23 protein-coding genes and 1 tRNA gene are annotated in these 23,755 nt (G+C 64.3%); 6 read left to right on the top strand and 18 right to left on the bottom strand.

Annotation, left to right across the window (positions count from 1 at the left end; all coding sequences use genetic code 11):
• Window positions 1-15: 15 nt before the first annotated feature.
• The 17 genes from JQ635_RS20570 to JQ635_RS20490 form a co-directional block, all read right to left on the bottom strand.
• Window positions 16-1,521 carry an NADH-quinone oxidoreductase subunit M gene (locus JQ635_RS20570; RefSeq protein ID WP_211411602.1) on the bottom strand — a complete coding sequence of 502 codons (1,506 nt, stop codon included), beginning with the start codon at window positions 1,519-1,521 and terminating at the stop codon, window positions 16-18.
• Window positions 1,522-3,585, bottom strand: coding sequence for an NADH-quinone oxidoreductase subunit L (nuoL, locus tag JQ635_RS20565; RefSeq protein ID WP_211411601.1), 2,064 nt, complete (start codon window positions 3,583-3,585; stop codon window positions 1,522-1,524).
• 8 nt (window positions 3,586-3,593) lie between these two features.
• Window positions 3,594-3,902, bottom strand: a complete 309-nt coding sequence (gene nuoK / locus JQ635_RS20560; protein WP_008547737.1) for an NADH-quinone oxidoreductase subunit NuoK — start codon at window positions 3,900-3,902, stop codon at window positions 3,594-3,596.
• The gene (locus JQ635_RS20555; protein ID WP_092180920.1) at window positions 3,899-4,537 is read right to left on the bottom strand and encodes an NADH-quinone oxidoreductase subunit J; all 639 of its coding nucleotides are present in this window, start codon (window positions 4,535-4,537) and stop codon (window positions 3,899-3,901) included. The genes nuoK and JQ635_RS20555 overlap by 4 nt, the downstream gene beginning before the upstream one ends.
• 9 nt (window positions 4,538-4,546) lie before the next feature.
• A complete protein-coding gene (nuoI, locus tag JQ635_RS20550) occupies window positions 4,547-5,035 on the bottom strand; it encodes an NADH-quinone oxidoreductase subunit NuoI (protein ID WP_026232873.1) in 489 nt (162 codons plus the stop codon).
• Between the two features lie 14 nt (window positions 5,036-5,049).
• On the bottom strand, window positions 5,050-6,117 hold the full coding sequence (gene nuoH / locus JQ635_RS20545) for an NADH-quinone oxidoreductase subunit NuoH (RefSeq protein ID WP_211411600.1): 1,068 nt from the start codon (window positions 6,115-6,117) through the stop codon (window positions 5,050-5,052).
• A gap of 10 nt (window positions 6,118-6,127) precedes the next feature.
• Window positions 6,128-8,203, bottom strand: coding sequence for an NADH-quinone oxidoreductase subunit NuoG (gene nuoG, locus JQ635_RS20540; protein WP_211411599.1), 2,076 nt, complete (start codon window positions 8,201-8,203; stop codon window positions 6,128-6,130).
• A gap of 5 nt (window positions 8,204-8,208) precedes the next feature.
• Complete coding sequence (gene nuoF / locus JQ635_RS20535; RefSeq protein WP_211411598.1) at window positions 8,209-9,534, bottom strand: NADH-quinone oxidoreductase subunit NuoF; 1,326 nt, start codon at window positions 9,532-9,534, stop codon at window positions 8,209-8,211.
• A 15-nt stretch (window positions 9,535-9,549) separates the two neighbouring features.
• Window positions 9,550-9,756, bottom strand: coding sequence for a hypothetical protein (locus JQ635_RS20530; protein ID WP_211411597.1), 207 nt, complete (start codon window positions 9,754-9,756; stop codon window positions 9,550-9,552).
• A complete protein-coding gene (gene nuoE / locus JQ635_RS20525) occupies window positions 9,756-10,367 on the bottom strand; it encodes an NADH-quinone oxidoreductase subunit NuoE (RefSeq protein WP_211411596.1) in 612 nt (203 codons plus the stop codon). Before nuoE ends, JQ635_RS20530 begins: the two co-directional genes overlap by 1 nt.
• A gap of 12 nt (window positions 10,368-10,379) precedes the next feature.
• Complete coding sequence (locus JQ635_RS20520) at window positions 10,380-11,372, bottom strand: FkbM family methyltransferase (protein WP_211411595.1); 993 nt, start codon at window positions 11,370-11,372, stop codon at window positions 10,380-10,382.
• A complete protein-coding gene (locus tag JQ635_RS20515; protein WP_211411594.1) occupies window positions 11,372-12,568 on the bottom strand; it encodes an NADH-quinone oxidoreductase subunit D in 1,197 nt (398 codons plus the stop codon). Before JQ635_RS20515 ends, JQ635_RS20520 begins: the two co-directional genes overlap by 1 nt.
• Before the next feature lie 2 nt (window positions 12,569-12,570).
• Window positions 12,571-13,185: an NADH-quinone oxidoreductase subunit C gene (locus tag JQ635_RS20510; protein WP_211411593.1), complete on the bottom strand. Its 615-nt coding sequence runs from the start codon at window positions 13,183-13,185 to the stop codon at window positions 12,571-12,573.
• An 11-nt stretch (window positions 13,186-13,196) separates the two neighbouring features.
• Window positions 13,197-13,784, bottom strand: coding sequence for a NuoB/complex I 20 kDa subunit family protein (locus tag JQ635_RS20505; protein ID WP_246583657.1), 588 nt, complete (start codon window positions 13,782-13,784; stop codon window positions 13,197-13,199).
• The gene (locus JQ635_RS20500) at window positions 13,775-14,140 is read right to left on the bottom strand and encodes an NADH-quinone oxidoreductase subunit A (protein WP_008136158.1); all 366 of its coding nucleotides are present in this window, start codon (window positions 14,138-14,140) and stop codon (window positions 13,775-13,777) included. Before JQ635_RS20500 ends, JQ635_RS20505 begins: the two co-directional genes overlap by 10 nt.
• Before the next feature lie 693 nt (window positions 14,141-14,833).
• Entirely contained in the window at window positions 14,834-17,086 is a 2,253-nt protein-coding gene (locus JQ635_RS20495; protein WP_211411591.1) for a TonB-dependent siderophore receptor, read from the bottom strand.
• Window positions 17,087-17,263: 177 nt separating this feature from the next.
• Window positions 17,264-17,776, bottom strand: a complete 513-nt coding sequence (locus tag JQ635_RS20490; protein WP_211411590.1) for a MarR family winged helix-turn-helix transcriptional regulator — start codon at window positions 17,774-17,776, stop codon at window positions 17,264-17,266.
• Window positions 17,777-17,956: 180 nt separating this feature from the next.
• On the opposite strand from JQ635_RS20490, the gene JQ635_RS20485 reads away from it, so the two are divergent.
• From JQ635_RS20485 to pepT, 6 genes are all read left to right on the top strand, one after another.
• Complete coding sequence (locus JQ635_RS20485; RefSeq protein ID WP_211411589.1) at window positions 17,957-19,147, top strand: aromatic ring-hydroxylating dioxygenase subunit alpha; 1,191 nt, start codon at window positions 17,957-17,959, stop codon at window positions 19,145-19,147.
• Between the two features lie 57 nt (window positions 19,148-19,204).
• Window positions 19,205-20,500, top strand: a complete 1,296-nt coding sequence (locus tag JQ635_RS20480) for a spinster family MFS transporter (protein WP_211411588.1) — start codon at window positions 19,205-19,207, stop codon at window positions 20,498-20,500.
• A 144-nt stretch (window positions 20,501-20,644) separates the two neighbouring features.
• Window positions 20,645-20,848 carry a hypothetical protein gene (locus JQ635_RS20475; protein ID WP_028171704.1) on the top strand — a complete coding sequence of 68 codons (204 nt, stop codon included), beginning with the start codon at window positions 20,645-20,647 and terminating at the stop codon, window positions 20,846-20,848.
• Window positions 20,849-21,008: 160 nt separating this feature from the next.
• Window positions 21,009-21,085: transfer RNA gene (locus JQ635_RS20470), tRNA-Asp, on the top strand.
• 197 nt (window positions 21,086-21,282) lie between these two features.
• Window positions 21,283-21,582, top strand: a complete 300-nt coding sequence (locus JQ635_RS20465; RefSeq protein ID WP_211411587.1) for an HU family DNA-binding protein — start codon at window positions 21,283-21,285, stop codon at window positions 21,580-21,582.
• A gap of 118 nt (window positions 21,583-21,700) precedes the next feature.
• Entirely contained in the window at window positions 21,701-22,951 is a 1,251-nt protein-coding gene (pepT, locus tag JQ635_RS20460) for a peptidase T (protein WP_211411586.1), read from the top strand.
• A gap of 51 nt (window positions 22,952-23,002) precedes the next feature.
• Here pepT and JQ635_RS20455 read toward each other — a convergent pair whose 3' ends face one another.
• Complete coding sequence (locus tag JQ635_RS20455; RefSeq protein ID WP_211411585.1) at window positions 23,003-23,719, bottom strand: cation transporter; 717 nt, start codon at window positions 23,717-23,719, stop codon at window positions 23,003-23,005.
• Window positions 23,720-23,755 lie beyond the last annotated feature (36 nt).

Here is a 23,755-nt window from a genome sequence, read left to right as displayed (position 1 = left end):
TCCTGACCTGCCCGATCACTGGAGCAGTGCGGCGGCCTTCACGGCCGTCACAGCGGTGTTGTAGTTGTTGACGAGTTGCTGGACCGAGGCGGCCGACATGTCGAGGACCGGCTTCGGATAGACGCCGAACAGGATCGTCAGCGCGATCATCGGGAACAGCGTCAGGCACTCCCGGAAGGTGAGATCCTTCATGGTCATCAGCGACGGCTTGACCAGGGCCCCGAACACCACCTTGCGGTAGAGCCACAGCGCATAGGCCGCCGACAGGATCACGCCGAAGCTGGCGAAGAACGCGGTCGGGATCGAGACCTTGAAGGTGCCGAGCAGCGTCATGAACTCGCCGACGAAGCCGCTCGTTCCGGGCAGGCCGACATTGGCCATGGTGAAGACCATGAATGTCATCGCGTAGAGCGGCATCCGGTTGACGAGGCCGCCATAGGCCGCGATCTCGCGGGTGTGCAGGCGGTCATAGACGATGCCGACGCAGAGGAACAGCGCGCCGGAGACGATGCCGTGCGAGATCATCTGGAACACGCCGCCGGCGACACCCTGCATGGTGCCGGCGAAGATGCCCATAGTGACGAAGCCCATATGCGCCACTGACGAGTACGCGATCAGCTTCTTCATGTCCTCCTGCATCAGGGCCACCAGCGAGGTGTAGATGATGGCGATGGCCGAGAGCGTGAAGATCAGCGGCGCGAAGTCGTGCGAGGCCAGCGGGAACATCGGCAGCGAGAAGCGCAGGAAGCCGTAGCCGCCCATCTTCAGGAGGATCGCGGCGAGGACCACCGAGCCAGCGGTCGGCGCCTCGACATGCGCGTCGGGCAGCCAGGTGTGCACCGGCCACATCGGCATCTTCACCGCAAACGAGGCGAAGAAGGCGAGCCAGGCCCAGGTCTGCAAAGACCGCGGCACGGCGGTGTGCATCAGGGTCGGGATGTCGGTGGTGTTGCCGTTCCAGTACAGCGCCATGATGGCGAGCAGCATCAAGACCGAGCCGAGCAGCGTGTAGAGGAAGAACTTGAATGAGGCGTAGACCCGGCGCGGGCCGCCCCAGACGCCGATGATCAGGAACATCGGGATCAGGCCGCCCTCGAAGAACAGGTAGAACAGCACGAGATCGAGCGCCGAGAAGGTGCCGACCATCAGCGTTTCCAGGATCAGGAACGCCATCATGTATTCGCGCACCCGGCTCGTGACCTTCCAGCTCGCTATGATGCAGAACGGCATCAAGGCGGTGGTCAGGATCACGAAGGGCAGCGATATGCCGTCCACGCCCATGTGGTAGGTGATGCCGGTGGCGAGCCAGTTCGCCTTCTCGACGAACTGGAAGTCGGGGTTTGCGGGATCGAAGCGCATGACCAGGATCACCGACACCGCGAAGGTGATCAGCGTGGTCCAGAGCGCGATCCAGCGCGAATTGCGCCGGCTAGCCTCGTCATCGCCGCGGCTGAGATAGACGATCAGCGCGCCGACCACCGGCAGGAACGTCGTGACCGAGAGAATGGGCCAGGTTGTCATTTACTGGCCTCCAAAGCCGAACATGAACCAGGTGATCAGGCCGGCGGCACCGATCAGCATGGCGAATGCATAATGATAGAGATAGCCGGTCTGGATCTTCACGACGTTGCGGGTGACGTCCAGCACGCGGGCGGAGACGCCGTCGGGACCGAGGCCGTCGATGATGAAGCCGTCGCCCTTCTTCCAGAGCTGATAGCCGATCCACTTCGCCGGGCGGACGAAGATGATTTCGTAGAGCTCGTCGAAGTACCATTTGTTGAGCAGGAACTGGTACAGCATCGGCTGCTCTGCCGCGAGCCGAACGGGGATGTAGGGCCGGCGGATGTAGAACAGGTACGAGACGAGGAAGCCCAGCACCATCATCACCGTCGGCAGGAAGGCGATGGTCTCGGGGATGTGGTGCATCTCCTCGATGATGTGCGGGTTCATCTTCACGGACTCGCGGAAGAACTCCTCGACGCCGTGACCGGCGAACAGCTCCTTGAACGGGAAGCCCGCGACGATCGAACCGACCGCGAGCACGCCGATCGGGATCAGGATCCAGAGCGGAGCCTCATGCGCGGCCTCGTAATGATGCTCGTCATGCGGCTCGCCGTGGAAGGTTTTGAAGATCAGGCGCCAGGAGTAGAACGAGGTCAGGCCCGCGGCGACGACCGTCATCAGGAAGCCGTAGACCCCGAACGGATTGTGCGAGGCGTAGGCGGACTCGATGATCGCGTCCTTGGAGAAGTAGCCGGCGGTGAGCGGGAAGCCGGTCAGCGCCAGCGTGCCGACCACCATCACCGCATAGGTGTAGGGGATCTTGCGCCAGAGGCCGCCCATGTTGCGGATGTCCTGCTCGTGGTGCATCGCGTAGATCACCGAGCCGGAGCCTAGGAATAGCAGCGCCTTGAAGAAGGCGTGCGTGAACAAATGGAACATGCCGACCGAATAGGCCCCTGCTCCCATCGCCACGAACATGTAGCCGAGCTGCGAACAGGTCGAGTAGGCGACGATGCGCTTGATGTCGTTCTGGACGAGGCCGATGGTCGCCGCGAAGAACGCCGTGGTCGCACCGAAGAACATCACCACGGCCTGGGCGATCGGGGCGAGCTCGAACAGCGGCGACAGGCGCGCCACCATGAAGACGCCGGCGGTGACCATGGTCGCGGCGTGGATCAGCGCCGACACCGGGGTCGGGCCTTCCATCGCGTCCGGCAACCAGGTGTGCAGCAGGAACTGCGCCGACTTGCCCATCGCGCCCATGAACAGGAGGAGGCAGGTCAGGGTCAGCGCGTCGGCGTGCCAGCCGAGGAAGTTGATGGTCTTGCCTGTGAGGCCGGGCGCGGCATGGAAGATGGTCTCGAAATCGGTCGAGCCGGCCAGCATGAAGACCGCGAAGATGCCCAGCGCGAAGCCGAAATCGCCGACGCGGTTGACGATGAAGGCCTTGATGGCGGCCGCGTTCGCCGACGGCTTCTGGTACCAGAAGCCGATCAGCAGATAGCTGGCGAGACCCACGCCTTCCCAGCCGAAGAACAGCTGGACCAGATTGTCGGCGGTCACCAGCATCAGCATGGCGAAGGTGAACAGGCTGAGATAGCCGAAGAAGCGCGGCCGGTACGGATCCTCATCCATATAGCCGATGGAATAGAGGTGCACGAGCGAGGACACGGTCGTCACCACCACCAGCATCACGGCGGTGAGCGTGTCGACGCGCAGCGTCCACCAGACCTGGAGGTCGCCGGAGAAGATGAAAGGCAGCAGCTGGATGCGGGCGTCATGGTGCATGAAGCCGACGTCGACCAGCGTCATCCAGGACAGCGCCGCCGCGACGAACAGCAGACCGGTGGTGATCAGCTCCGCCGCGCGCGAGCCCGCAGCAGCCGGCTCGACTGGGCCGTGGTCGTCATGGCCGTGATCGTCGTGGTCATGGGCCGCCGACGCGTGGGCATCGCCGTGACCATGGTCGCCGTGATGCTCGACCTCGTCGCCCGAGGGGTTGCGGGCATGCGCGCCGACCAGGGAGATGAGCCCGGCCAGAATGGCGCCCAGCAGGGGCAGGAAAACGATTGCCTGAACCATTTGAGAGCTCAGCCCTTCATCAGATTGACGTCCTCAACCGCGATCGAGCCGCGGTTGCGGAAATAGACCACCAGGATGGCGAGACCGATCGCGGCTTCAGCAGCCGCGACGGTCAGCACCAGAAGTGCGAAGACCTGACCGACGATATCGCCGAGGAAGGTCGAGAACGCCACGAGGTTGATGTTGACCGAGAGCAGGATCAGCTCGATCGACATCAGGATGACGATGATGTTCTTGCGGTTCAGGAAGATGCCGAGGATCCCGAGCGTGAACAGGATCGCGCCGACCGCCAGATAATGTCCGAGCCCGATCGTCATTTCACCCACTCCGCCGCATCGGCATCCGAGAGCCCCTGCCCCGGCGCCACCTTGCGCATCGCCATCGCCATCTCGGGCGTACGCGCGTTCTGAACGTTGATGTCCTGCCGCTTCACGCTCGCCTTGTGGCGCAGCGTCAGCACGATGGCGCCGATCATGGCGACCAGAAGCACCATGCCCGCGAGCTGGAAGTAGTGGATGTACTTCGTATAGAGCACGAGGCCGAGCGCCTCGGTGTTCGAGACGTTGGTCGGGATCGCCGCCGTGATCGTCTTGGAGACGCCGGGGTTGATGACCCAGAAGCCGACGGTGAGCAGCAGCTCGAACAGGAAGATGCCGCCGATCACGAGGCCGACCGGCAGGTACTCGATGAAGCCCTCGCGCAGCTCGAGGAAGTCGACGTCGAGCATCATGATCACGAACAGGAACAGCACCGCGACCGCGCCGACATAGACGACGATCAGCATCATGCCGAGGAACTCGGCGCCCATCAGCACGAACAGGCCGGAGGCGTTGACGAAGGCCAGGATCAGGTACAGCACGGAGTGCACGGGATTGCGCGAGACAATCACCATCACGGCCGAGGCGACGCAGATGCCGGCGAAGAGATAGAAGAACAGCGCGGGAAGGATCATGCCCTCACCTCACCGGTACGGCGCGTCGAGCTCGATCGCCTTCGCGATCTCGCGTTCCCAGCGGTCGCCGTTGGCGAGCAGCTTGGCCTTGTCATAGAACAGTTCCTCGCGGGTCTCGGTCGCGAACTCGAAGTTCGGACCCTCGACGATGGCGTCGACCGGACAGGCCTCCTGACAGAGGCCGCAATAGATGCACTTCACCATGTCGATGTCGTAGCGCACGGTGCGGCGGGTGCCGTCGTTGCGGCGCGGGCCGGCCTCGATGGTGATGGCCTGCGCCGGGCAGACCGCTTCGCACAGCTTGCAGGCGATGCAGCGCTCTTCGCCGTTCGGATAACGGCGCAGCGCATGCTCGCCGCGGAAGCGTGGCGAGATCGGGCCCTTCTCGAACGGATAGTTCAGCGTCGGCTTCGGCTGGAAGAAATAGCGCATGGCGAGGAAGAACGCCGAGACGAATTCCGACAGCAGAAGCGAGCGTGCAGTGGCGTTGATGTTGATACCCATGACGGCCCTCACTTCGGCGCGATGCCGGCGAATTGCAGCACGCCCGCCACCACGACCACCATCGCCAGCGACAGCGGCAGGAACACCTTCCAGCCGAGGCGCATCAGTTGGTCGTAGCGGTAGCGCGGCACGATCGCCTTTGCCATCGCGAACAGGAAGAACATGAAGAACAGTTTCAGCGAGAACCAGATGATCCCCGGCACCCAGTTGAAGGGCGGCAGGTCCACCGGCGGCAGCCAGCCCCCGAGGAACAGGATCGTGGCCATCGCGCACATCGTGACGATCGCGACGTACTCGCCGAGCATGAACAGCAGATACGGCGTCGAGCCGTACTCGACCATGAAGCCGGCGACGAGCTCGGATTCCGCCTCGACGAGGTCGAAGGGCGGACGGTTGGTTTCCGCCAGCGCCGAGACGTAGAACACCACGAACATCGGGAACAGCGGCCACACATACCAGTTCAGGATGGTGAGCTGCGGCAGCCCGATCAGGCTGGCAAGGCCGCGCGCATGCTGGGCCTCGACCACGGCCGAGAGGTTCAGCGTGCCGGCGCAGAGCAGCACCGTGATGATGACGAAGCCGATCGAGACTTCATACGACACCATCTGCGCCGCCGACCGCAGTGCGGCCAGGAACGGGTATTTCGAGTTGGACGACCAGCCGGCCATGATGATGCCGTAGATCGACAGCGACGAGATCGCGAAGATGAAGAGGATGCCGACATTGATGTCGGAGATCACCCAGCCGAGATTGGTCGGGATCACCGCCCAGGCCGCGAGCGCGAGCACGCATGAGACCAAGGGAGCAAGGAGAAACACGCCCTTGTTGGCGCCGGCCGGGATGATCGGCTCCTTCAGCACGAACTTGAGCAGGTCGGCGAAGGATTGCAGCAGGCCCCAGGGGCCGACCACGTTCGGGCCGCGGCGGATCTGCACCGCCGCCCAGATCTTGCGGTCGGCGAGCAGGATGTAGGCGATCGCCACCAGCAGGACGACGAGCACCAGGACGCTCTCGGCGACCATGATGATCAGCGGCCAGAGGAACCCGGTCCAGAATGCGCTTTCGAAGAATTCCATCAGATCACGCTCACTCCGCTGCGGTCAGCATCTGCCCGGAGGCAAGCCGCGAGCATTCCGCCATCACGGCGGACGCACGCGCGATTGGGTTGGTCAAATAGAAGTCCTCGACCAGAGGCTTGAACGGCGCCTTCTCGGGCGAGCCGCCCTTCCCCGCCAGCTTCTTGACCTGGTCGGCGGTGCCGGCCTCGATCTGGTCGAGACGGATCAGGTGCGGCACGGCCTTGAAGATCGCCTGGCGCAGCGCCGACAGCGAGTCATAGCCGAGCTTCTTGCCGAGCGCCTCCGACAGCGCGCGGATGATCGCCCAGTCCTCGCGGGCTTCGCCCGGCGGGAACGCGGCGCGACCGGTCATCTGCACGCGGCCTTCGGTGTTGACGTAGATCGCGGACTTCTCGGTGTAGGCGGCGGCCGGCAGGATGACGTCGGCGCGATGGGCGCCGCGGTCGCCATGGGTGCCGATATAGACGACGAAGGTGCCATCCGGCGCCTTGATCTCGTCGGCTCCGAGCAGGAACAGCAGGTCCAGCGTACCGAACGTCGTCATCTGCGCGGCGTTGAGGCCGCCCGCCGTGGCGGAGAAGCCGATATCGAGCGCGCCGACGCGCGAGGCGGTCTCGTGCAGCACGCCAAAACCGTTCCAGCCGTCCTTGAGCGCGCCGACGTCGAGCGCGAGCTTGGCGCTAGCTGCGAGAATGGCGGCACCGTCGTGACGGGCGGCCGCGCCGGCGCCGACCAAGATGATCGGATGCTTGGCGTTCTTCAGCACGTCCATGAAGGAGTGCTTGCCGGCCGCGAGCTCACTGAGAGTCTCCGTGCCCGCGCCGAGATAGTCGTAGTCGTAGGTCAGATCGGCCTTGGCGCCGATCACGCCGACCTTGAAGCCGCCGGCGCGCCAGCGCTTGCGGATGCGGGCGTTGAACACGGCCGCCTCTTTCCGCGGATTGGCACCGATGATGAGCAGCGCGTCCGCCTGCTCGACGCCGACCAGGGTCGGATTGAAGATGTAGGAGCCACGGCCGAGCGCGGGATCGAAGGCGTCGCCGCCCTGCACTGCCAGGTTGCTCGAACCATACTTGGCGAGCAGGTCCTTCAGCGCAAACATCTCCTCGACACCGGCAAGGTCGCCGGCGATCGCGCCGATGCGCTTGCCGTCGGTGCGTGCCGCCTTGGCCGCAATCGTAGCAAAGGCCTCGGGCCAAGTCGCCGCGCGCAGCTTGCCGGCCTCGCGGATATAGGGCCGGTCGAGACGCTGGGTGCGCAGACCGTCGACGACGTGGCGGGTCTTGTCGGAGATCCACTCCTCGTTCACGGCCTCGTTGATGCGCGGCAGCACGCGCATCACCTCACGGCCGCGGGTGTCGACGCGGATCGCCGATCCGACGCCGTCCATGACGTCGATCGACTGGGTCTTGCCGAGCTCCCACGGACGCGCCGCGAAAGCATAGGGTTTCGAGGTCAGCGCGCCGACCGGGCAGATGTCGACGAGATTGCCCTGCAGCTCCGACGTCAGCGCGTGCTGGAGATAGGTCGTGATCTCCATGTCCTCGCCGCGCCCCGTCGCGCCCATCTCAGGGGCGCCGGCGACTTCCGCCGAGAAGCGGACGCAGCGCGTGCACTGGATGCAGCGGTTCATCGAGGTCTTGACCAGCGCGCCGAGATATTTGTCCTCGACGGCGCGCTTGTTCTCGGCGAAGCGGCTGGTGTCGACACCATAGCCCATCGCCTGGTCCTGCAGGTCGCACTCGCCGCCCTGGTCGCAGATCGGGCAGTCCAAGGGATGGTTGATGAGAAGGAATTCCATCACGCCTTCGCGTGCCTTCTTCACCATCGGCGAACGCGTGGAGATCTCCGGCGGCTCGCCCTTGGGGCCCGGACGGCAGTCGCGCACGCCCCAGGCGCAGCTGGCGACCGGCTTCGGGCCGCCCTTCACCTCGACGAGGCACATCCGGCAATTGCCGGCGATCGACAGCCGCTCGTGATAGCAGAAGCGCGGAATCTCGGCGCCGGCCGCCTCGCACGCCTGGAGCAGCGTGTACTCGGCGGGGACATCGATCTCTTTGCCGTCGATGATGAGCTTGGTCATGTCTCTTACTCCGCCGCGACCATGTTCACGGGATCGCGGACGCCGATATCGTCGACATCGGCCTTATGCGAATACTGATCGATGCGCGCTTCGATCTCATGACGGAAGTGCGCGATCAGGCCCTGGATCGGCCAGGCCGCCGCGTCGCCGAGCGCGCAGATGGTGTGGCCTTCGACCTGCTTGGTGACTTCCAGCAGCATGTCGATCTCGCGCTTGTGGGCGCGGCCTTCGGCCATGCGGGTCAGGACGCGCCACATCCAGCCGGTGCCTTCGCGGCACGGCGTGCACTGGCCGCAGCTCTCGTGCTTGTAGAAATAGGAGATGCGGGCGATGGCGCGGATCAGGTCGGTGGACTTGTCCATCACGATCACGGCCGCGGTGCCGAGGCCCGAGCGCAGCTTGCTCAGGCTGTCGAAATCCATCGGCGTGTCGATGATCTGCTCGGCCGGCACCATGCGCACCGACGAGCCGCCGGGGATCACGGCCTTGAGATTGTCCCAACCGCCGCGGATGCCGCCGCAATGCTTGTCGATCAGCTCACGGAACGGAATGCCCATGGCCTCTTCGACGTTGCAGGGCCGCTCGACATGGCCCGAGATGCAGAACAGCTTCGTGCCGACATTGTTCGGACGGCCGATGCCGGCGAACCAGGCAGCGCCACGGCGCAGGATGTCGGGCGCAACCGCTATGGACTCGACATTGTTGACGGTGGTCGGGCAGCCGAACAGGCCGACATTGGCCGGGAACGGCGGCTTCAGGCGCGGCTGGCCCTTCTTGCCTTCGAGGCTTTCGAGCAGCGCGGTCTCCTCGCCGCAGATATAGGCGCCGGCGCCGTGCGCGACGTAGATGTCGAACGGCCAGCCGTTGACGTTGTCCTTGCCGACCAGCTTGGCCTCATAGGCCTGGTCGATCGCGGCCTGGAGGCGCTCGCGCTCGCGAATGAACTCGCCGCGGACATAGATGTAGCAGGCATGCGCGTTCATCGCGAAGCTCGCGATCAGGCAGCCCTCGACCAGGAGATGCGGATCGTGCCGCATGATCTCGCGATCCTTGCAGGTGCCGGGCTCGGACTCGTCGGCGTTGACGACGAGATAGCTCGGCCGGCCGTCTGTCGATTCCTTCGGCATGAAGGACCATTTCAGGCCGGTCGGGAAGCCGGCGCCGCCGCGGCCGCGCAGGCCCGACGCCTTCATCTCGTTGATGATCCAGTCGCGGCCCTTGTCGATGATATTCTTCGTACCATCCCAGGCGCCGCGGCGCCGCGCACCCTCGAGCCCCCAATCGTGGAGGCCGTAGAGGTTCTTGAAGATGCGGTCCTTGTCCTCGAGCATATCAGTGCTTTCCGATCAACGATTGGACTGCTTGTAGGCAAGTCCGGCGGCGCAGACGGCGAAGGTCAGCGCCCAGAGCAGACTGGATTCCAGCGACGCGTTCAGGCTGAAGCGTTGCAGGAGAAAGATGAAGGCAGCCGCCACGGCGGCTTGCATCGCGATGAAGCCCCACTTCTTCATGGCACCGCTCCCCTCCACTGCCGGCGACGAGAGACCACGCATCAGGTGATCTCCTTCAGTGTGGTCGGCCCGCCGAGCGGCGCCGAGAACTGGCGGCCATTCTGCGGACCGGGCTTGGGCGGATTGCCGGAAGCAAAGCCGTCGAGCACCTTGCCGAAGCTTTCCTTGGTCAGGTCCTCATAGGTGTCCTTGCCGATCAGCACCATCGGCGCGTTCACGCAAGAACCCAGGCATTCGACCTCTTCCCAGCTGAAATTGCCGTCCTTGGAGAGATGGAATGGCTCGTGATGGATCCGGTGCTCGCAGACGTGGATCAGATCCTCGGCGCCGCGGAGCCGGCACGGCGTGGTGCCGCAGACCTGGACATGGGCCTTCTTGCCGACGGGGGCGAGCTGGAACATCGTGTAGAAGGTCGCGACCTCGAGCACGCGGATATAGGGCATGTCGAGCATGTCGGCGATGACGCGGATCGCGGCTTCCGAGACCCAGCCGTCATGCTGCTCCTGCGCCCGCCACATGATCGCGATCACCGCGGAGGCTTGCCGGCCGGCCGGATATTTCGCGATCTGCTGCTTGGCGAACGCGAGGTTCTCCTCCGTGAACGCAAAGCTCGCGGGCTGGACTTCCTTCGGTGCTAATCGGCGAACGGACATCTCTTCAATCTCTCACTGCATGCGGCGCGCGGTCTTCGCGCTCAGAGTCTTGGCATTCAGGGTCTTGGCATTCAGGGCGTCGATCCTGTCCTGCCAGAATGCGCTTGCGGTGCCGAAAACGTTGTAGCCGACGTGGGTCGAGACCTTGATGCGGTCGAGGATCGACAGCTCGGTCACGGTTTCCATCCGGTTGCTGCGCGGATCGAACACGATCAGCTTCAGCGGGGTCTGTTCGAGGATGTAGCGCGATACCGCATGCGAGCGGTCGCTGCCGTGCTCCTCGCACATGATGACGCTGTCAGCCTGGAGCAGCCGGGCGCCGCCCTTGATCGCCTCGATCTCGACACCCTCGACATCGAGCTTGATCAAGTACTTGCCGCTGGCGGCGACCTTGCCGTCGTCGATCAGGTTGTCCAGCGCCAGGACCGGCACCTCTTCCCCACCCGCCGATGCGTCGCCGGCGATGCTGAAGGCCTCGTGCTTGGTGCCGGAGAGCCGCGCGGTACCGCGGCTCGCGCCGATGGCGCATTTCATGGTCTCGAAGCGATTGCCGTTGACGCGGGCGTTGTTGGCGAGCTTCGGATAGTTCTGGCCCGACGGCTCGATCGCGATCGCCTTGTGCGAGCCGAACGGCTTGCTCGACACCAGCACCGACCAGTAGCCGTAATTGGCGCCGCAATCGAGCAGCGTGTAGTCGACGTCGACGGAGTCGGCAAACAGCAGCTCGAGCTCGTCCTCGTAGTTGTAGGAGCGGTTGAGCAGCTTGCTCCAGTAGCCGTCGCCATAGGGGAACTCGAACACGGCGTCGGGATTGAGCCTGATCGCGATGTTGCGCTTGGGCAGCGTCTTCGCCAGCAGATTGGCGCAGGCGATGTAGCCCATATGCGAAAAGTGCGAGGAGATCTTCGATCCCGTCACCAGCGCCAAGGCAGCCGTCCGCTCCCACAGGTTAGCCCCTTCAAGGGCCCCCGAGGCGCGGTCAAACTGGATTGGCGCCTGCGCCATCACCGATCGACCTCTCCGAACACGATGTCGAGCGAACCCAGGATCGCCGAGACGTCGGCGAGCAGGTGGCCGCGGCAGATGTGGTCCATGGCCTGAAGATGCGCAAAGCCCGGCGCGCGGATCTTGCACTTGTACGGCTTGTTAGTGCCGTCAGAGATCAGGTAGACGCCGAACTCGCCCTTGGGCGCCTCGACCGCGGCATAGACTTCGCCGGCCGGCACGTGGACGCCTTCGGTGTAGAGCTTGAAGTGGTGGATCAGCGCTTCCATCGAGCGCTTCATCTCGCCACGGCGCGGCGGCGCGACCTTGTTGTCGGCGACGACGACGGGGCCCTTGCCCTCCGGCGCGTTCAGCTTCTGGATGCACTGCTTCATGATGCGCACGGCCTGGCGCATCTCTTCCATGCGGATCAGGTAGCGGTCGTAGCAGTCGCCGTTCTTGCCGATCGGGATGTCGAAATCCATCTCGGCATAGCACTCATAAGGCTGCGACTTGCGCAGGTCCCAGGCGGCGCCCGAACCGCGCACCATCACGCCCGAAAAGCCCCACTCCCAGGCTTCCTTCAGCGGCACCACGCCGATGTCGACGTTGCGCTGCTTGAAGATGCGGTTGGCGGTGAGCAGGCGATCGAGGTCGTCGACGACCTTGAGGAACGGATCGCACCAGGCCTCGATGTCGTCGACCAGCTTCTGCGGCAGATCCTGATGCACGCCGCCGACGCGAAAGAAGGCCGCATGCATGCGGCTGCCCGAGGCGCGCTCGTAGAACACCATCAGCTTCTCGCGCTCTTCGAAGCCCCACAGCGGCGGGGTCAGCGCGCCGACGTCCATCGCCTGCGTGGTGACGTTGAGGAGGTGCGACAGGATGCGGCCGATCTCGCAATAGAGCACGCGGATGAGCTGGCCGCGGCGTGGCACCTCGATGCCGAGCAGCTTTTCGGCAGCTAGGCAGAAGGCATGCTCCTGATTCATTGGCGCGACGTAGTCGAGCCGGTCGAAATAAGGGATCGCTTGCAGATAGGTCTTCTGCTCGATCAGCTTTTCGGTACCGCGGTGAAGCAGGCCGATATGCGGATCGACGCGGGCGACGATCTCGCCGTCCAGCTCCAGCACCAAGCGCAGCACGCCGTGCGCGGCCGGATGCTGGGGCCCGAAGTTGATGGTGAAATTGCGAAGCTGTTCGGGTTGCTCGTTCATGATCAGACCTTCGGCCCTGCTTTTTCATCGCCCGGAAGCACCGGATAGTCGGCTCCTTCCCACGGAGACAAAAAGTCGAACTTGCGGAATTCCTGGTTGAGCCGGACAGGCTCGTACACCACCCGCTTCTCCTGGTCGTCGTAGCGGACCTCGACGAAGCCGGTGAGCGGAAAGTCCTTGCGCAGCGGATGGCCCTCGAAACCGTAATCGGTGAGGATGCGGCGCATGTCGGGATGGCCGACAAAGAACACGCCGTAGAGGTCGTAGGCCTCGCGCTCGAACCAGTCGGCGCCGGGGAACACCTCGATCAGCGACGGCACCTGGGTGGTCTCGTCGGCCTGGGCCTTGAGGCGGATGCGCGTGTTCAGGGTCGGTGACAGGAAGTGATAGATCACGTCGAAGCGCTTTTCGCGCGACGGATAGTCCGCAGCCGTGATGTCGGTAAAGTTGACGAAACGGCAGCTCGGATCGTCGCGGAGGTACTTGACCACCTCGACGATCTTGCTGGCCTCGACATCAACCGTGAGCTGGTTGAAGGCCACCGTGTGACCGGTGGCGGCGCCCGGAAGCGCGCTAACGATCGTCTGCCCCAGTGCGTCGAGCTTGGCGTCGTCCATGACGTAAAACCTTAGCGTTCGATGGTGCCGGTGCGGCGGATCTTCTTCTGCAGCAGCAGCACGCCGTAGAGCAGCGCTTCCGCCGTGGGCGGGCAGCCCGGCACGTAGATGTCGATCGGCACGATGCGGTCGCAGCCGCGCACGACCGAGTAGGAATAGTGATAGTAGCCCCCGCCATTGGCGCAGGAGCCCATCGAGATGACGTAGCGCGGCTCGGGCATCTGGTCGTAGACCTTGCGCAGCGCCGGCGCCATCTTGTTGGTCAGGGTCCCCGCGACGATCATCACGTCGGACTGGCGCGGCGAGGCGCGCGGGGCGAAGCCGAAGCGCTCGACGTCGTAGCGCGGCATCGACACCTGCATCATCTCGACCGCGCAGCAGGCGAGACCGAAGGTCATCCACATCAACGAGCCGGTACGCGCCCAGGTGATGAGGTCGTCGGTCGCGGCCACGAAGAAGCCCTTGTCGGACAGCTCGGAATTGACCTCGAGGAAGAACGGATCATTGGCCCCGACCGGCTTGCCGGTCGAGGGATCCAGGATGCCCTTGGGGGCCGGCGTAACGACCGGACCGGCGGGCGGTGCAGTGTTCAATCCCATTCCAGTGCCCCTTTCTTCCATTCATAGGCGAACCCGACCGTCAGCACGGCGAGGAACACCACCATGGACCAGAAGCCGGTCGCGCCAAGCTTGCCGAACGCCACCGCCCAGGGAAACAGGAACGCCACCTCGAGGTCGAAGATGATGAAGAGGATGGCGACCAGATAGAAGCGGACGTCGAACTTCATTCGCGCGTCGTCGAAGGCGTTGAAACCGCACTCATACGCCGACAGCTTTTCCGGGTCCGGCTGCTGGAACGCCACGATGAACGGCGCGATCAGCAGCACGAGGCCGATGAGGCCCGCTACCCCTATAAAGACGACGAGTGGAAGATAGTTCTGTAGAATGCCGCTCATTGACGAGCCCTTTTTCCCGCGACGTCGGGGGAGCCGCGGATTCGTCCCGATTTGGAATTATTCTGAGCCTTAGCGCAGTGCACCAATGGGCGCAAGACACGCTCTTTTTAGGCCCTTTGCCGCCCCCAGAACGGTGGAAATCCCGGAATCACCCCGCGGCTGGTATGGAGCAGATCGCCATGCCCAGCAAGGGCGACCACAGTTTTACACGGTGGCTTGTTCTGAGATTGCGGGGCACGGACCGGGACAGCGATCTGCCACACAGCATCCGGTCAAAATGCCCGATTTTTTCGTGCGGCAGCGCACCCAGACCTTGGCAATAACGGCCGTGGCGGCCCTTTCCGTCACTCAGGCGACATACTCGCCCGGCCGGGTGGCGCAACGGGCGGCCGGTGAAGCTCGCGGGCGCAGGCAGGAACATGCGCGGCAATATCCTTATCCGCAGGCGCGGCTGGTCAGCCATGCGTCATGACGGGACCGCACCTCGTCCGGCGAATGTGTCGGGGCAGCATCCGATCCGGAGCGACCGCGAGCGCGGCGGCGACTTACTCGGCCGTCGCGCGCGCCGCGCTCGCATGAGCTTCGGGCCGGGGGGCATGGCCCGGGAGCTCATCGATCTCCCGATGGAAGATCAGCGGTCGTTCGGTCAGTGGAGCAGGCAGCGCCGGGCCTGCCCTCTCCTCATCCCGTACCTCACCATTTGTAGGAGACGCTGGCGGTCACGCGCCGGCGGTCGCCGTAGAAGCATGATGTGGCCGACGCACAGCTCGCGACGTAGATCTTGTCGGTTAGGTTGATCACGTTCAGCGCCGTGCGCCAGTTCTGCCATTCGTAGTGGAGCGCGAGGTCGCCAAGCACCACAGCGGGAACCTCGAGGGTGTTGGCGGTATCGGCCCAGGACGCGCCGATATAGCGGACGCCGCCGCCGAAGCCGAAGCCCTCGAGCGGTCCGTCCTTGAACGTGTAGTCGGCCCAGCCCGACACGAGCATCTCGGGCGTATTGGTCGGCGTCTTGCCGACCAGCGACGGGTCGAGATCCCGGCTGTTGAACAGATGATAGGCCGTGAAGGCGCCGATCAGCTTCAGCTCCCTGGTGGCGTTGGCCACCGCTTCGAGCTCGATGCCGCGCGAGGTCACCTCGCCGGTCTGGGTCTGCAAGACCGGCGTAGTCACCGTAGTCGTCGCGACGTTCTGGCGCTTCAGGTCGAAGAACGAGGCGGTGAAATAGCCGTCGAACCCCTTGGGCGCGACCTTCACGCCGATTTCAGCCTGCTTGCCGGTTTCCGGCAGGAACAGCTGGTTCTGTGCGTTGAGACCGATGATCGGATTGTAGCTCGTCGAATAGGAGACATAGGGCGCGATGCCGTTGTCGAAATTGTAGATCAGGCCGGCGCGACCGCTGAACTTGCTGTCATTGCGGCTGGCGACATTCGCGCCGGTGTCGCGGGCGTCTTGCGTCGTCTCGACCCAGTCGTTGCGGCCGCTCAGCACGAGCGTGAAATTGCCGAGCTTCATCTGGTCCTGGAGATAGGTGCCGGCCTGCTTCTGCGTGATGAGGAAGTTGCGGAACGGCGCGCTCGGGAGCGGAGTTTCGGCTGCCCCATAGACGGGATTGAAAATGCTGATCGAGGGCACGCCAAACCCGAAGGCCTGATAGTCGTCGATCTGATACCCCTTGAGATCGAGGCCGAACAGCATCGTGTGCTTCACGGGGCCGGTGTTGAAGCGATACTCCAGTTGGTTGTCGAGATCGGCCTGATTGGCCGTGTTCTTCGCATACCAATTGTAGCGATTGAGCGTGGCCGTGTTGATGTTGTCCCAGCCGTTGCCGACATACCCGCGATAGGTCACGTCGACATGCGCAAAGCGCGCATTCTGGCGGAACGTGAGGTCGTCGGTGAGATGGCGCTCGAACTGGTAGCCGAGCATCTCCTGCTCGCGGGTGAACTTGTCGACACTGGGATCGCCGACGAAGAAGCTTGTCGGGATCTTGCCGAATGGCGCGTTCGTCACCGTGCCCTGATAGGGCAGGAAGTTGATGCCGCGGGTGTCCTGCCTGGAGGCCGACGCCAGCACCGTGAACGTGGTGTCGGCATCCGGCTTCCAGGTGAACGACGGCGCAATGAAGTAGTTGTTGTCGGGCGTGAAGTTGACCTGCGTCGGGCCGTTCTGGACCTGGCCGACGACGCGGTAGAACAGCTTGCCATCCTGGGGCTGCGTCGCGACCGGCCCGCCAAAATCGAAACCGACATAGGCGTTGCCGAAATTGTTGACGCCGGTCTCGACGTAGCGGATCGGCTCGGCCGGCGGCATCTTGCTGATGACGTTGACGATGCCGCTCGGGCTCGATCCGCCGTAAAGCACCGCCGAAGGTCCGCGCAGCACCTCGACGCGTTCCATGTTGGGTGTCTGCAGCTTCCAGCTCGCATAGGAGGTGTAGAACAGCTGCATGCCGTCGAGGAACAGTCCGATATCGTCCGACTTGAAGCCGCGGATCAGCCACCAGTCGTTGCGCGTATCCGCGCCGAAGGTCCCCGCCCGCACGCCGGCGGTGTAGCGCAGGACCTCGTCGAGCTTGTTCGGCTTCTGGTCGCGGATCTGCTCCGCGCCGATGACGGACACCGATTGCGGCGTCTCCATGATCGGCGTGTCGGTCTTGGTGCCGGACGAGCTGCGGCCGGCGACGTAGCCATTCACCGGTCCACGCGGCGTCTCGACGAACCCGGCGTTACGCTGGGGCTGCGGCTTACTTCTATTCGCGGCCTGCACCGATCGCCGCGGCGCACTGCGTGCGGCGGACGCGGGTGCGCGGCGGCGCGCTTCCGGTGCGGTGACGGTCACGGACGGCAGGTTCTGCGCGCCGCTCTGCGTGGATGATTGTGCAAACGATGCCTGCGGCACCCAAACCCAAGCGGATGCAGTCGCCAACACGGCCGACCGCAGCATTCCAAGACTGTTCAACGCGCCACCCCAAGCTGCATGTTTGATGCGTCATGCCGCCGTGTCCCCGGGGCGGCATACGCTTGCGGTGACGCTTATGTGAGGGTGCACGAATTCCCTAATTGAAAGCCTCTTAGAGAGACTCTTAGAATCGATCCATTGTGCCCGGCAAATTGCGGGACGTCAGCGCGCGTTCTTCTCGCTCTCGAGCATCTCGGCGGCAATCGCCGTGAGCTGGTCGACCTGCCGCAGCAGCATGTCGAACTCGGCGGCGCTCAGATGTTCCAGGAGGCGGCGGTTGCGCTCCTGCGCGCCTTCGACGATCGCATCATGGGCGGCGAGGCCCGCCGCGGTGAGCGAGATCAGCACCTCGCGGCTATCCTTGGGATTTGCCGATTTCGCGATCAGCTTGCGCGACACCAGATTGGCCAGCGCGCGGCTGATCTGGCCTTTGTCCTGGCCGACCGCCTCGGCGAGCCGCGCCACGCTCATCGGCGGGCGCCGGCCGAGCGAGGCGACGAGACCGAACTCGACGGAGGACAATCCGGTCAGCCGCTTGTAGCGCAGGATGGCGCCGCGCTTGAGCAGATTGGCGAGCACCATCAGCCGCGAGGACAGCATCGCGGTGATCGGCGCCGGCTCGCTCTTGCCCTGCTCGGGGGCCATCCACCCGTCCCTGCTCGGTGTCTGGTTCATCGTCCACCTCTGCCAAGAAAGCCCGGCCCTGCCAAGCCTGAGCCGCGCAGCCGGCCGTCCTCCTCAAATGCGATTAAGAGGCATTCAGACGATCGTTGACAATGTCATCGAATTATCCTTCACTGCCGCCAAGACATCAAAAAAGGCCCGGTCAGCACGGCCGAGAGCGGGAGGACCAGCATGACCATCACCCAGCGGGATCGCGATCTCGGCACGGCCTATGCGATGAAGCCGGCGCACACACGCACCGAGCTCACCTCGGTCGTGCGCGGCACGCCGATGGGTGAACTGCTGCGCCGCTACTGGCATCCGGTCGGGCTCATCAGTGACGCCTCCGACACCCCGAAGAAAGTGCGCGCGCTCGGCGAGGATCTGGTGCTGTTTCGCGACAAGCATGGCCGCGCCGGCCTGTTGCACGCGCGCTGCTGCCACCGCGGCACCACGCTCTACTATGGCAAGGTCGAGGAGGACGGCATCCGCTGCTGCTATCACGGCTGGAAGTTCGACACCGAAGGCCATTGCCTCGAGCAGCCCTGCGAGCCCGACGGCGGCCAGTTCAAGGACAAGGTGCGCCAGCCCTGGTATCCGGTCGAAGAGCGCTACGGGCTGATCTTCGCCTATATGGGCCCGGCCGAGAAACGCCCGATGCTGCCGCGCTATGAGTGCCTGGAAAAGATGGATGACGGCGAGCTGGTCGAGGCCGACGATTCCTCGATCGGCGGCGGCGGTCCGGCGATCATCCCCTGCAATTGGCTCCAGCATTTCGAGAACGTGGTCGACCCCTATCACGTGCCGGTGCTGCACGGCTCGTTCTCGGGTCCGCAATTCACCAACATGATGGCCTCGATCCCGGAGGTGAAGTTCGAGAAATCGCCGCGTGGCGTCCTCGTGCGCTCCGAGCGCAAGCAGGACGACGGCAAGGTGTTTTACCGCGTCAGCGAGGCGGCGCTGCCGACGCTGCGCGTGGTGCCGAACCCGCGCGTGGCGCAGTTCGCCCGCGTCGAATCCATCGGCTGGGTATTGCCGATCGACGACACCTCGTTCCGCATCTATGTCGCCGGCCGCGTCAAGGCTCCCGGCGACATCAGCCGCATGCGCTCGAAGTTCAACGGAAAATTCTGGTGGGACATGACCGAGGAAGAGCACCAGCAATTCCCGGGTGACTATGAGGCCCAGGTCGGCCAGGGCGAGGTGACCGTGCACTCCGAGGAGCATTTCGGCCAGAGCGACCGCGGCATCCTGATGATCCGGCGCATGCTGAGCGACCAGCTCGACGCGCTCGCCGCGGGGGGCGATCCAATCGGCGTCTCGTTCGACGGAAGCACGCCGCCGGTCGAATTCGAAGCGGGGAATTACATCCGCGAAGGCTGAACCACCAGCCCACAGGGCTGGACCGACAACGACAACAAAGACAAATTGGGGGAAGCGATGGTCGATGTGACGTCACAGGTGTCGGTGCAAATGGCTGCCGCGGCAAAGCCCTCGGCGCGGCGCTACTACGTGCTGGGGCTGCTCACCATCATCTACGCGCTGAACTTCCTCGACCGCACGATTTTCAATGTCCTGATCGAGCCGATCAAGAAGGAATTTCAGCTCAGCGACACCATGATGGGCCTGCTCGCAGGCTTCGGCTTTGCGCTGTTCTATTCCCTCCTCGGCATTCCCATCGCGCGTGTCGCCGACCGGCTGAACCGGCGCAACATCGTGGCGGTGGCCTTCGCGTTCTGGAGCGCAATGACGGCGCTGTGCGGCGCGGCCACCAGCCTGACCTCGCTGGCGCTGGCGCGCATCGGTGTCGGCATCGGTGAATCCGCGGGCTCCCCCGCCTCGCAGTCGATCGTCGCCGACCTCTTCGCCAAGAATGAGCGCCCGCGCGCGCTCGGCATCTACGCCATCGGCACCTATCTCGGCGTCTTCCTCGGCTATTTCGTCGGCGGCTACGTCAACCAGCACTATGGCTGGCGGATGGCCTTCTACGTCGCCGGCCTGCCCGGCATCCTGCTCGCGGCCATCCTGTGGCTGACGATCTCAGAGCCGAAGCGCGGCGCCATGCAGGAGAGTTTTGTGCCCGAGCCGCTGGGGCCAACGCTGCGCTTCCTGGCCTCGCAGCAGAGCTTCATCATCGTCCTGATCGGCTTCTGCCTCACGACTTACACGAACTACGCCACCGCAGCCTGGATCCCGCCGTTCCTGGCGCGCGTGCACCATCTGTCGAGCGCCGAGATCGGCACCTATGCCGGCACCTTCAAGGGGCTCGCCGGCATGGCCGGCACCCTGCTCGGCGGCTTCGTGGTGGCGCAAATCAGCCGCCGTGACGACCGCTGGAAGCTGTGGGCGCCCGCGATCACCTCAGGGCTCGCCGGCCCGGTGTTCGCGCTGTGCATGCTGACGCAGGATTTCAAGATGATGGTCGCGATGCTGGCGCTGACCTCGTTCCTGGTCGGCTTTCATCTCGGTCCGATCTTCGCGATCGCGCAGACCGTGGCAAAGCCCAGCATGCGGGCGCTGGCCTCCGCGCTGATCGCGCTCACCGCCACCTGCTTCGGTCAGGGCGTCGGCCCGCTCGTCGTGGGCGTCGTCAACGACGCGTTGAAGGGCAGTTATGGCGCAGAGGCGGTGCGCTACTCCCTGCTCTCGGCGGCGGTCACGACCACGCTCGGCGCCCTGCTGTTCATCTGGGCCGCCCGCTCGATCCGGAACGATATTGGCCGGGCCGCGGCCTGAAAGCCGCCCCCCGCGCCACGACCCGGCGAAACCAGCCGGGCGGCGAGATGAAACCATTTTGCGGAACCCGCGAAACCATCCGGAAACAGATGGCCCTTAGAAGAAGAGCCCATAGACGGCGGCTAAGCCCGTCGGGAGGCTCATATGAACCACTCAATTCACTCTGCTGATCGTGCGACCCACCTGAAGATCGTGGTGGTGGCGCTGGTTGCCGGCATTGCAGTGGCCGGTTTCGGGATTGCTGCCCGTACCAACGCAGATTACGGCCAGACCGCCCAGTCCACCCAGATGATCAAGGCCGGCAAGCCTGTCGCGATCACCAGCGCTGGCACATCGGAGATTCGCTGATAAGCCCTGCTTCGGGCTGACCGGAGGCCGCCTGCGGGCGGCCTTTTTCGTTTTCCAAAGCAATGCTTAGCCGAGATGTGCTGGCGAAGCGCAACGTCCTTGACTTCACCAAGTCCCGCCTTTAAGTCCCCCCTCGTTCCGCGCGCTTTCAGCGAACCACGCGGGAGTAGCTCAGTTGGTTAGAGCGCCGGCCTGTCACGCCGGAGGTCGCGGGTTCGAGCCCCGTCTCTCGCGCCATTTTGGCAATCCCTTCATAGTCTTAGCCCGAACTTCTCGACGCCTTTCGCGGCCGTGGGCCATCGTCGGCGGCCGTCGGGAACCCGTGGCATAGTCAGCCCGCGTCCGAATCGTCTACGCCTTCCAGGGTTTAAGAAGGGAACCCCCACGCTTTCCCGGCTTTTCCGGGGCTTCCCCTGCAATTGAGGAGGCCAGACATGGCGAAGAAGGCAGCCGCTCCTGCCACCATCACGCTCAAGCACCTCGCCGCCGATATCGCGGAGAGCCAGGACCTGTCCAAGAAGCACGCTGAGGCTGTCCTGACCGACATGGTCGATCTGATCACCAAGCACCTGAAGAAGGGCGACAGGGTCCGCATCGTCGGACTCGGCATCCTCCAGGTCCGCAAGCGCGCCGCCCGTACCGGCCGCAATCCTGCCACCGGCGAAGCCATCCACATCAAGGCGAGCAAGAAGGTCGCGTTCCGCCCGGTCAAGGAGCTGAAAGAGGCGATCTGAGGTGATGTTTCATTAAGCCTGATCGGATCTCGTTCCGGCCGCACCACGGCCCGCTTTTCTGATATACCGCCTGCTTCCCCAAGACCTGCTTCCAAAAGCCCCGGCGGTTTAACCAGAAATGTCCTCCCTCACCTTTACGCACACCGTGACCGAGCGCTTCCTGCGCTACGTCACCATCGACACCCAGTCCGATCCAGAATCCCCCAGCTCGCCCTCGACCGAGAAGCAGAAGGATCTCGGCCGCATCCTCGCCGCCGAGTTGAGGGCCATGGGCGTCGCCGACGCCCATCTCGACGACTACGGCTATGTCTACGGCACGATCCCGGCCAACACCGACAAGAAGGTGCCGGTGATCTGCTTCTGCTCGCACATGGACACCTCGCCCGACGTGACCGGCAAGGACGTCAAGCCGCAAATGGTGAAGAGCTATCGCGGCGGCGATATCGTGCTGCCGGGCGATACCAGCCAGGTGATCCGCTTCGCCGAGCATCCGGCGCTGAAGAACCAGATCGGCAACGACATCATCACCACCGACGGCACCACGCTGCTCGGCGCCGACAACAAGGCCGGCGTCGCCGAGATCATGGATGCCGCGCATTTCTTCATCAACAACCCTGATGTGAAGCACGGCACCATCAAGATCCTGTTCACCCCGGACGAGGAGATCGGCCGCGGCGTCGACAATGTCGATCTGAAGAAGCTCGGTGCCGACTTCGGCTACACCATGGACGGCGAGAGCGCCGGCTGCGTCGAGGACGAGACCTTCTCGGCCGACGGTGCCACCATCACCATCAACGGCGTCAGCGCCCATCCCGGCTACGCCAAGGGCAAGATGGAGCACGCGATCAAGATCGCGGCCGCCATCGTCGAGCGGCTGCCGAAAGAAGGCTGCTCGCCCGAGACCACATCGGGCAAGCAGGGCTTTCTGCATCCGATCGGCATCGACGGCGCGCTGGAGCAGGCGAGCCTCTCCTTCATTGTCCGCGACTTCACCGAGGAAGGGCTGAAGGAGAAGGAGGCGCTGCTCGAGGATATCGTCAAGGACGTGATGAAGGACTATCCGCGCTCGACCTACAGCTTCGAGGTCCGGGAGCAGTACCGCAACATGAAGCAGGTGATCGACCGGCACCCGCACGTGCTCGAATACGCGATCGAGGCGATCCGCCGGGCCGGCCTGCGCCCGATGCGCACTGCCATCCGCGGCGGCACCGACGGCTCGCGCCTGTCCTTCATGGGCCTGCCCTGCCCCAACATCTTCGCCGGCGAGCACGCCTTCCACTCGCGCCTCGAATGGGTCAGCCGGCAGGACATGGAGAAGGCGGTGCAGACCATCGTCCATCTGGCGATGATCTGGGAGGAGAAGGCGTAGCTTGCGCTGGGTTTAAATTCCGTCGCGGCTCAGCTGTTCGTCCGTCCGGCCTCAGGCCGTCGCGGCAGCTTGCCCGCCGCGATACTCCGCCCACGCTTGCCGCAGGATTTGCAGCGATGAGGTGAGGAAGATTCCCGCCATTACCGCGGCGACAGCCAGATCAGGCCAAGCCGTCGCGGTGCCGAACACTCCAACGGCAGCAACCATCACGATGACGTTGCCAATGGCGTCATTGCGCGAGCAGAGCCATACCGACCGGACGTTGGCGTCACCGTCCTTGTAGCGCGTCAGTAGGAGAACCGAGGTCAGGTTAGCCGCCAGCGCGGCCAGGCTCATCGCGCCCATCAACTCCGCACGGGGAAGTCCCAGGACGAGGGTCTGGTAGACCGTCGACCCGAACACCCAGGCGGCCATGGCGCTGAGCGACACCCCCTTGAACAGCGCGGCGGTTGCGCGCGTCCTGATGCCCGCACCGATCACCGAAAGGCTCAGGCCGTAGGTGACGGTATCGGCCAGGAAGTCGAGGGCATCGGCCTTGAGAGCCTGCGAGCCGGCCAAATGGCCCGCCGTCATTTCGCTCACGAACATCGCCGCATTGATGGCGATGACGGTCCACAGCACACGCTTGTATCGCGGATCGAGCCCATCGAAGACCGGAACGCCTGCCGAGCAGCAGTCGCCGCAGCCCGATGTGGCAACGTCCTGCACTTGCGGTTTAGCGGCTGCCGTGCAGCACGCGTCGTTCGAGCAGCAAGACTCTTCGGGCATTCCAGGCTCCTCTCGGCATGCCATCTTACCATCAGC

Source organism: Bradyrhizobium iriomotense, from assembly GCF_018130765.1.
Lineage (GTDB): Bacteria > Pseudomonadota > Alphaproteobacteria > Rhizobiales > Xanthobacteraceae > Bradyrhizobium > Bradyrhizobium iriomotense_A.
The sequence above is the reverse complement of the archived record's forward strand: the minus strand, read 5'-3'. Positions and strand labels throughout refer to the sequence as shown.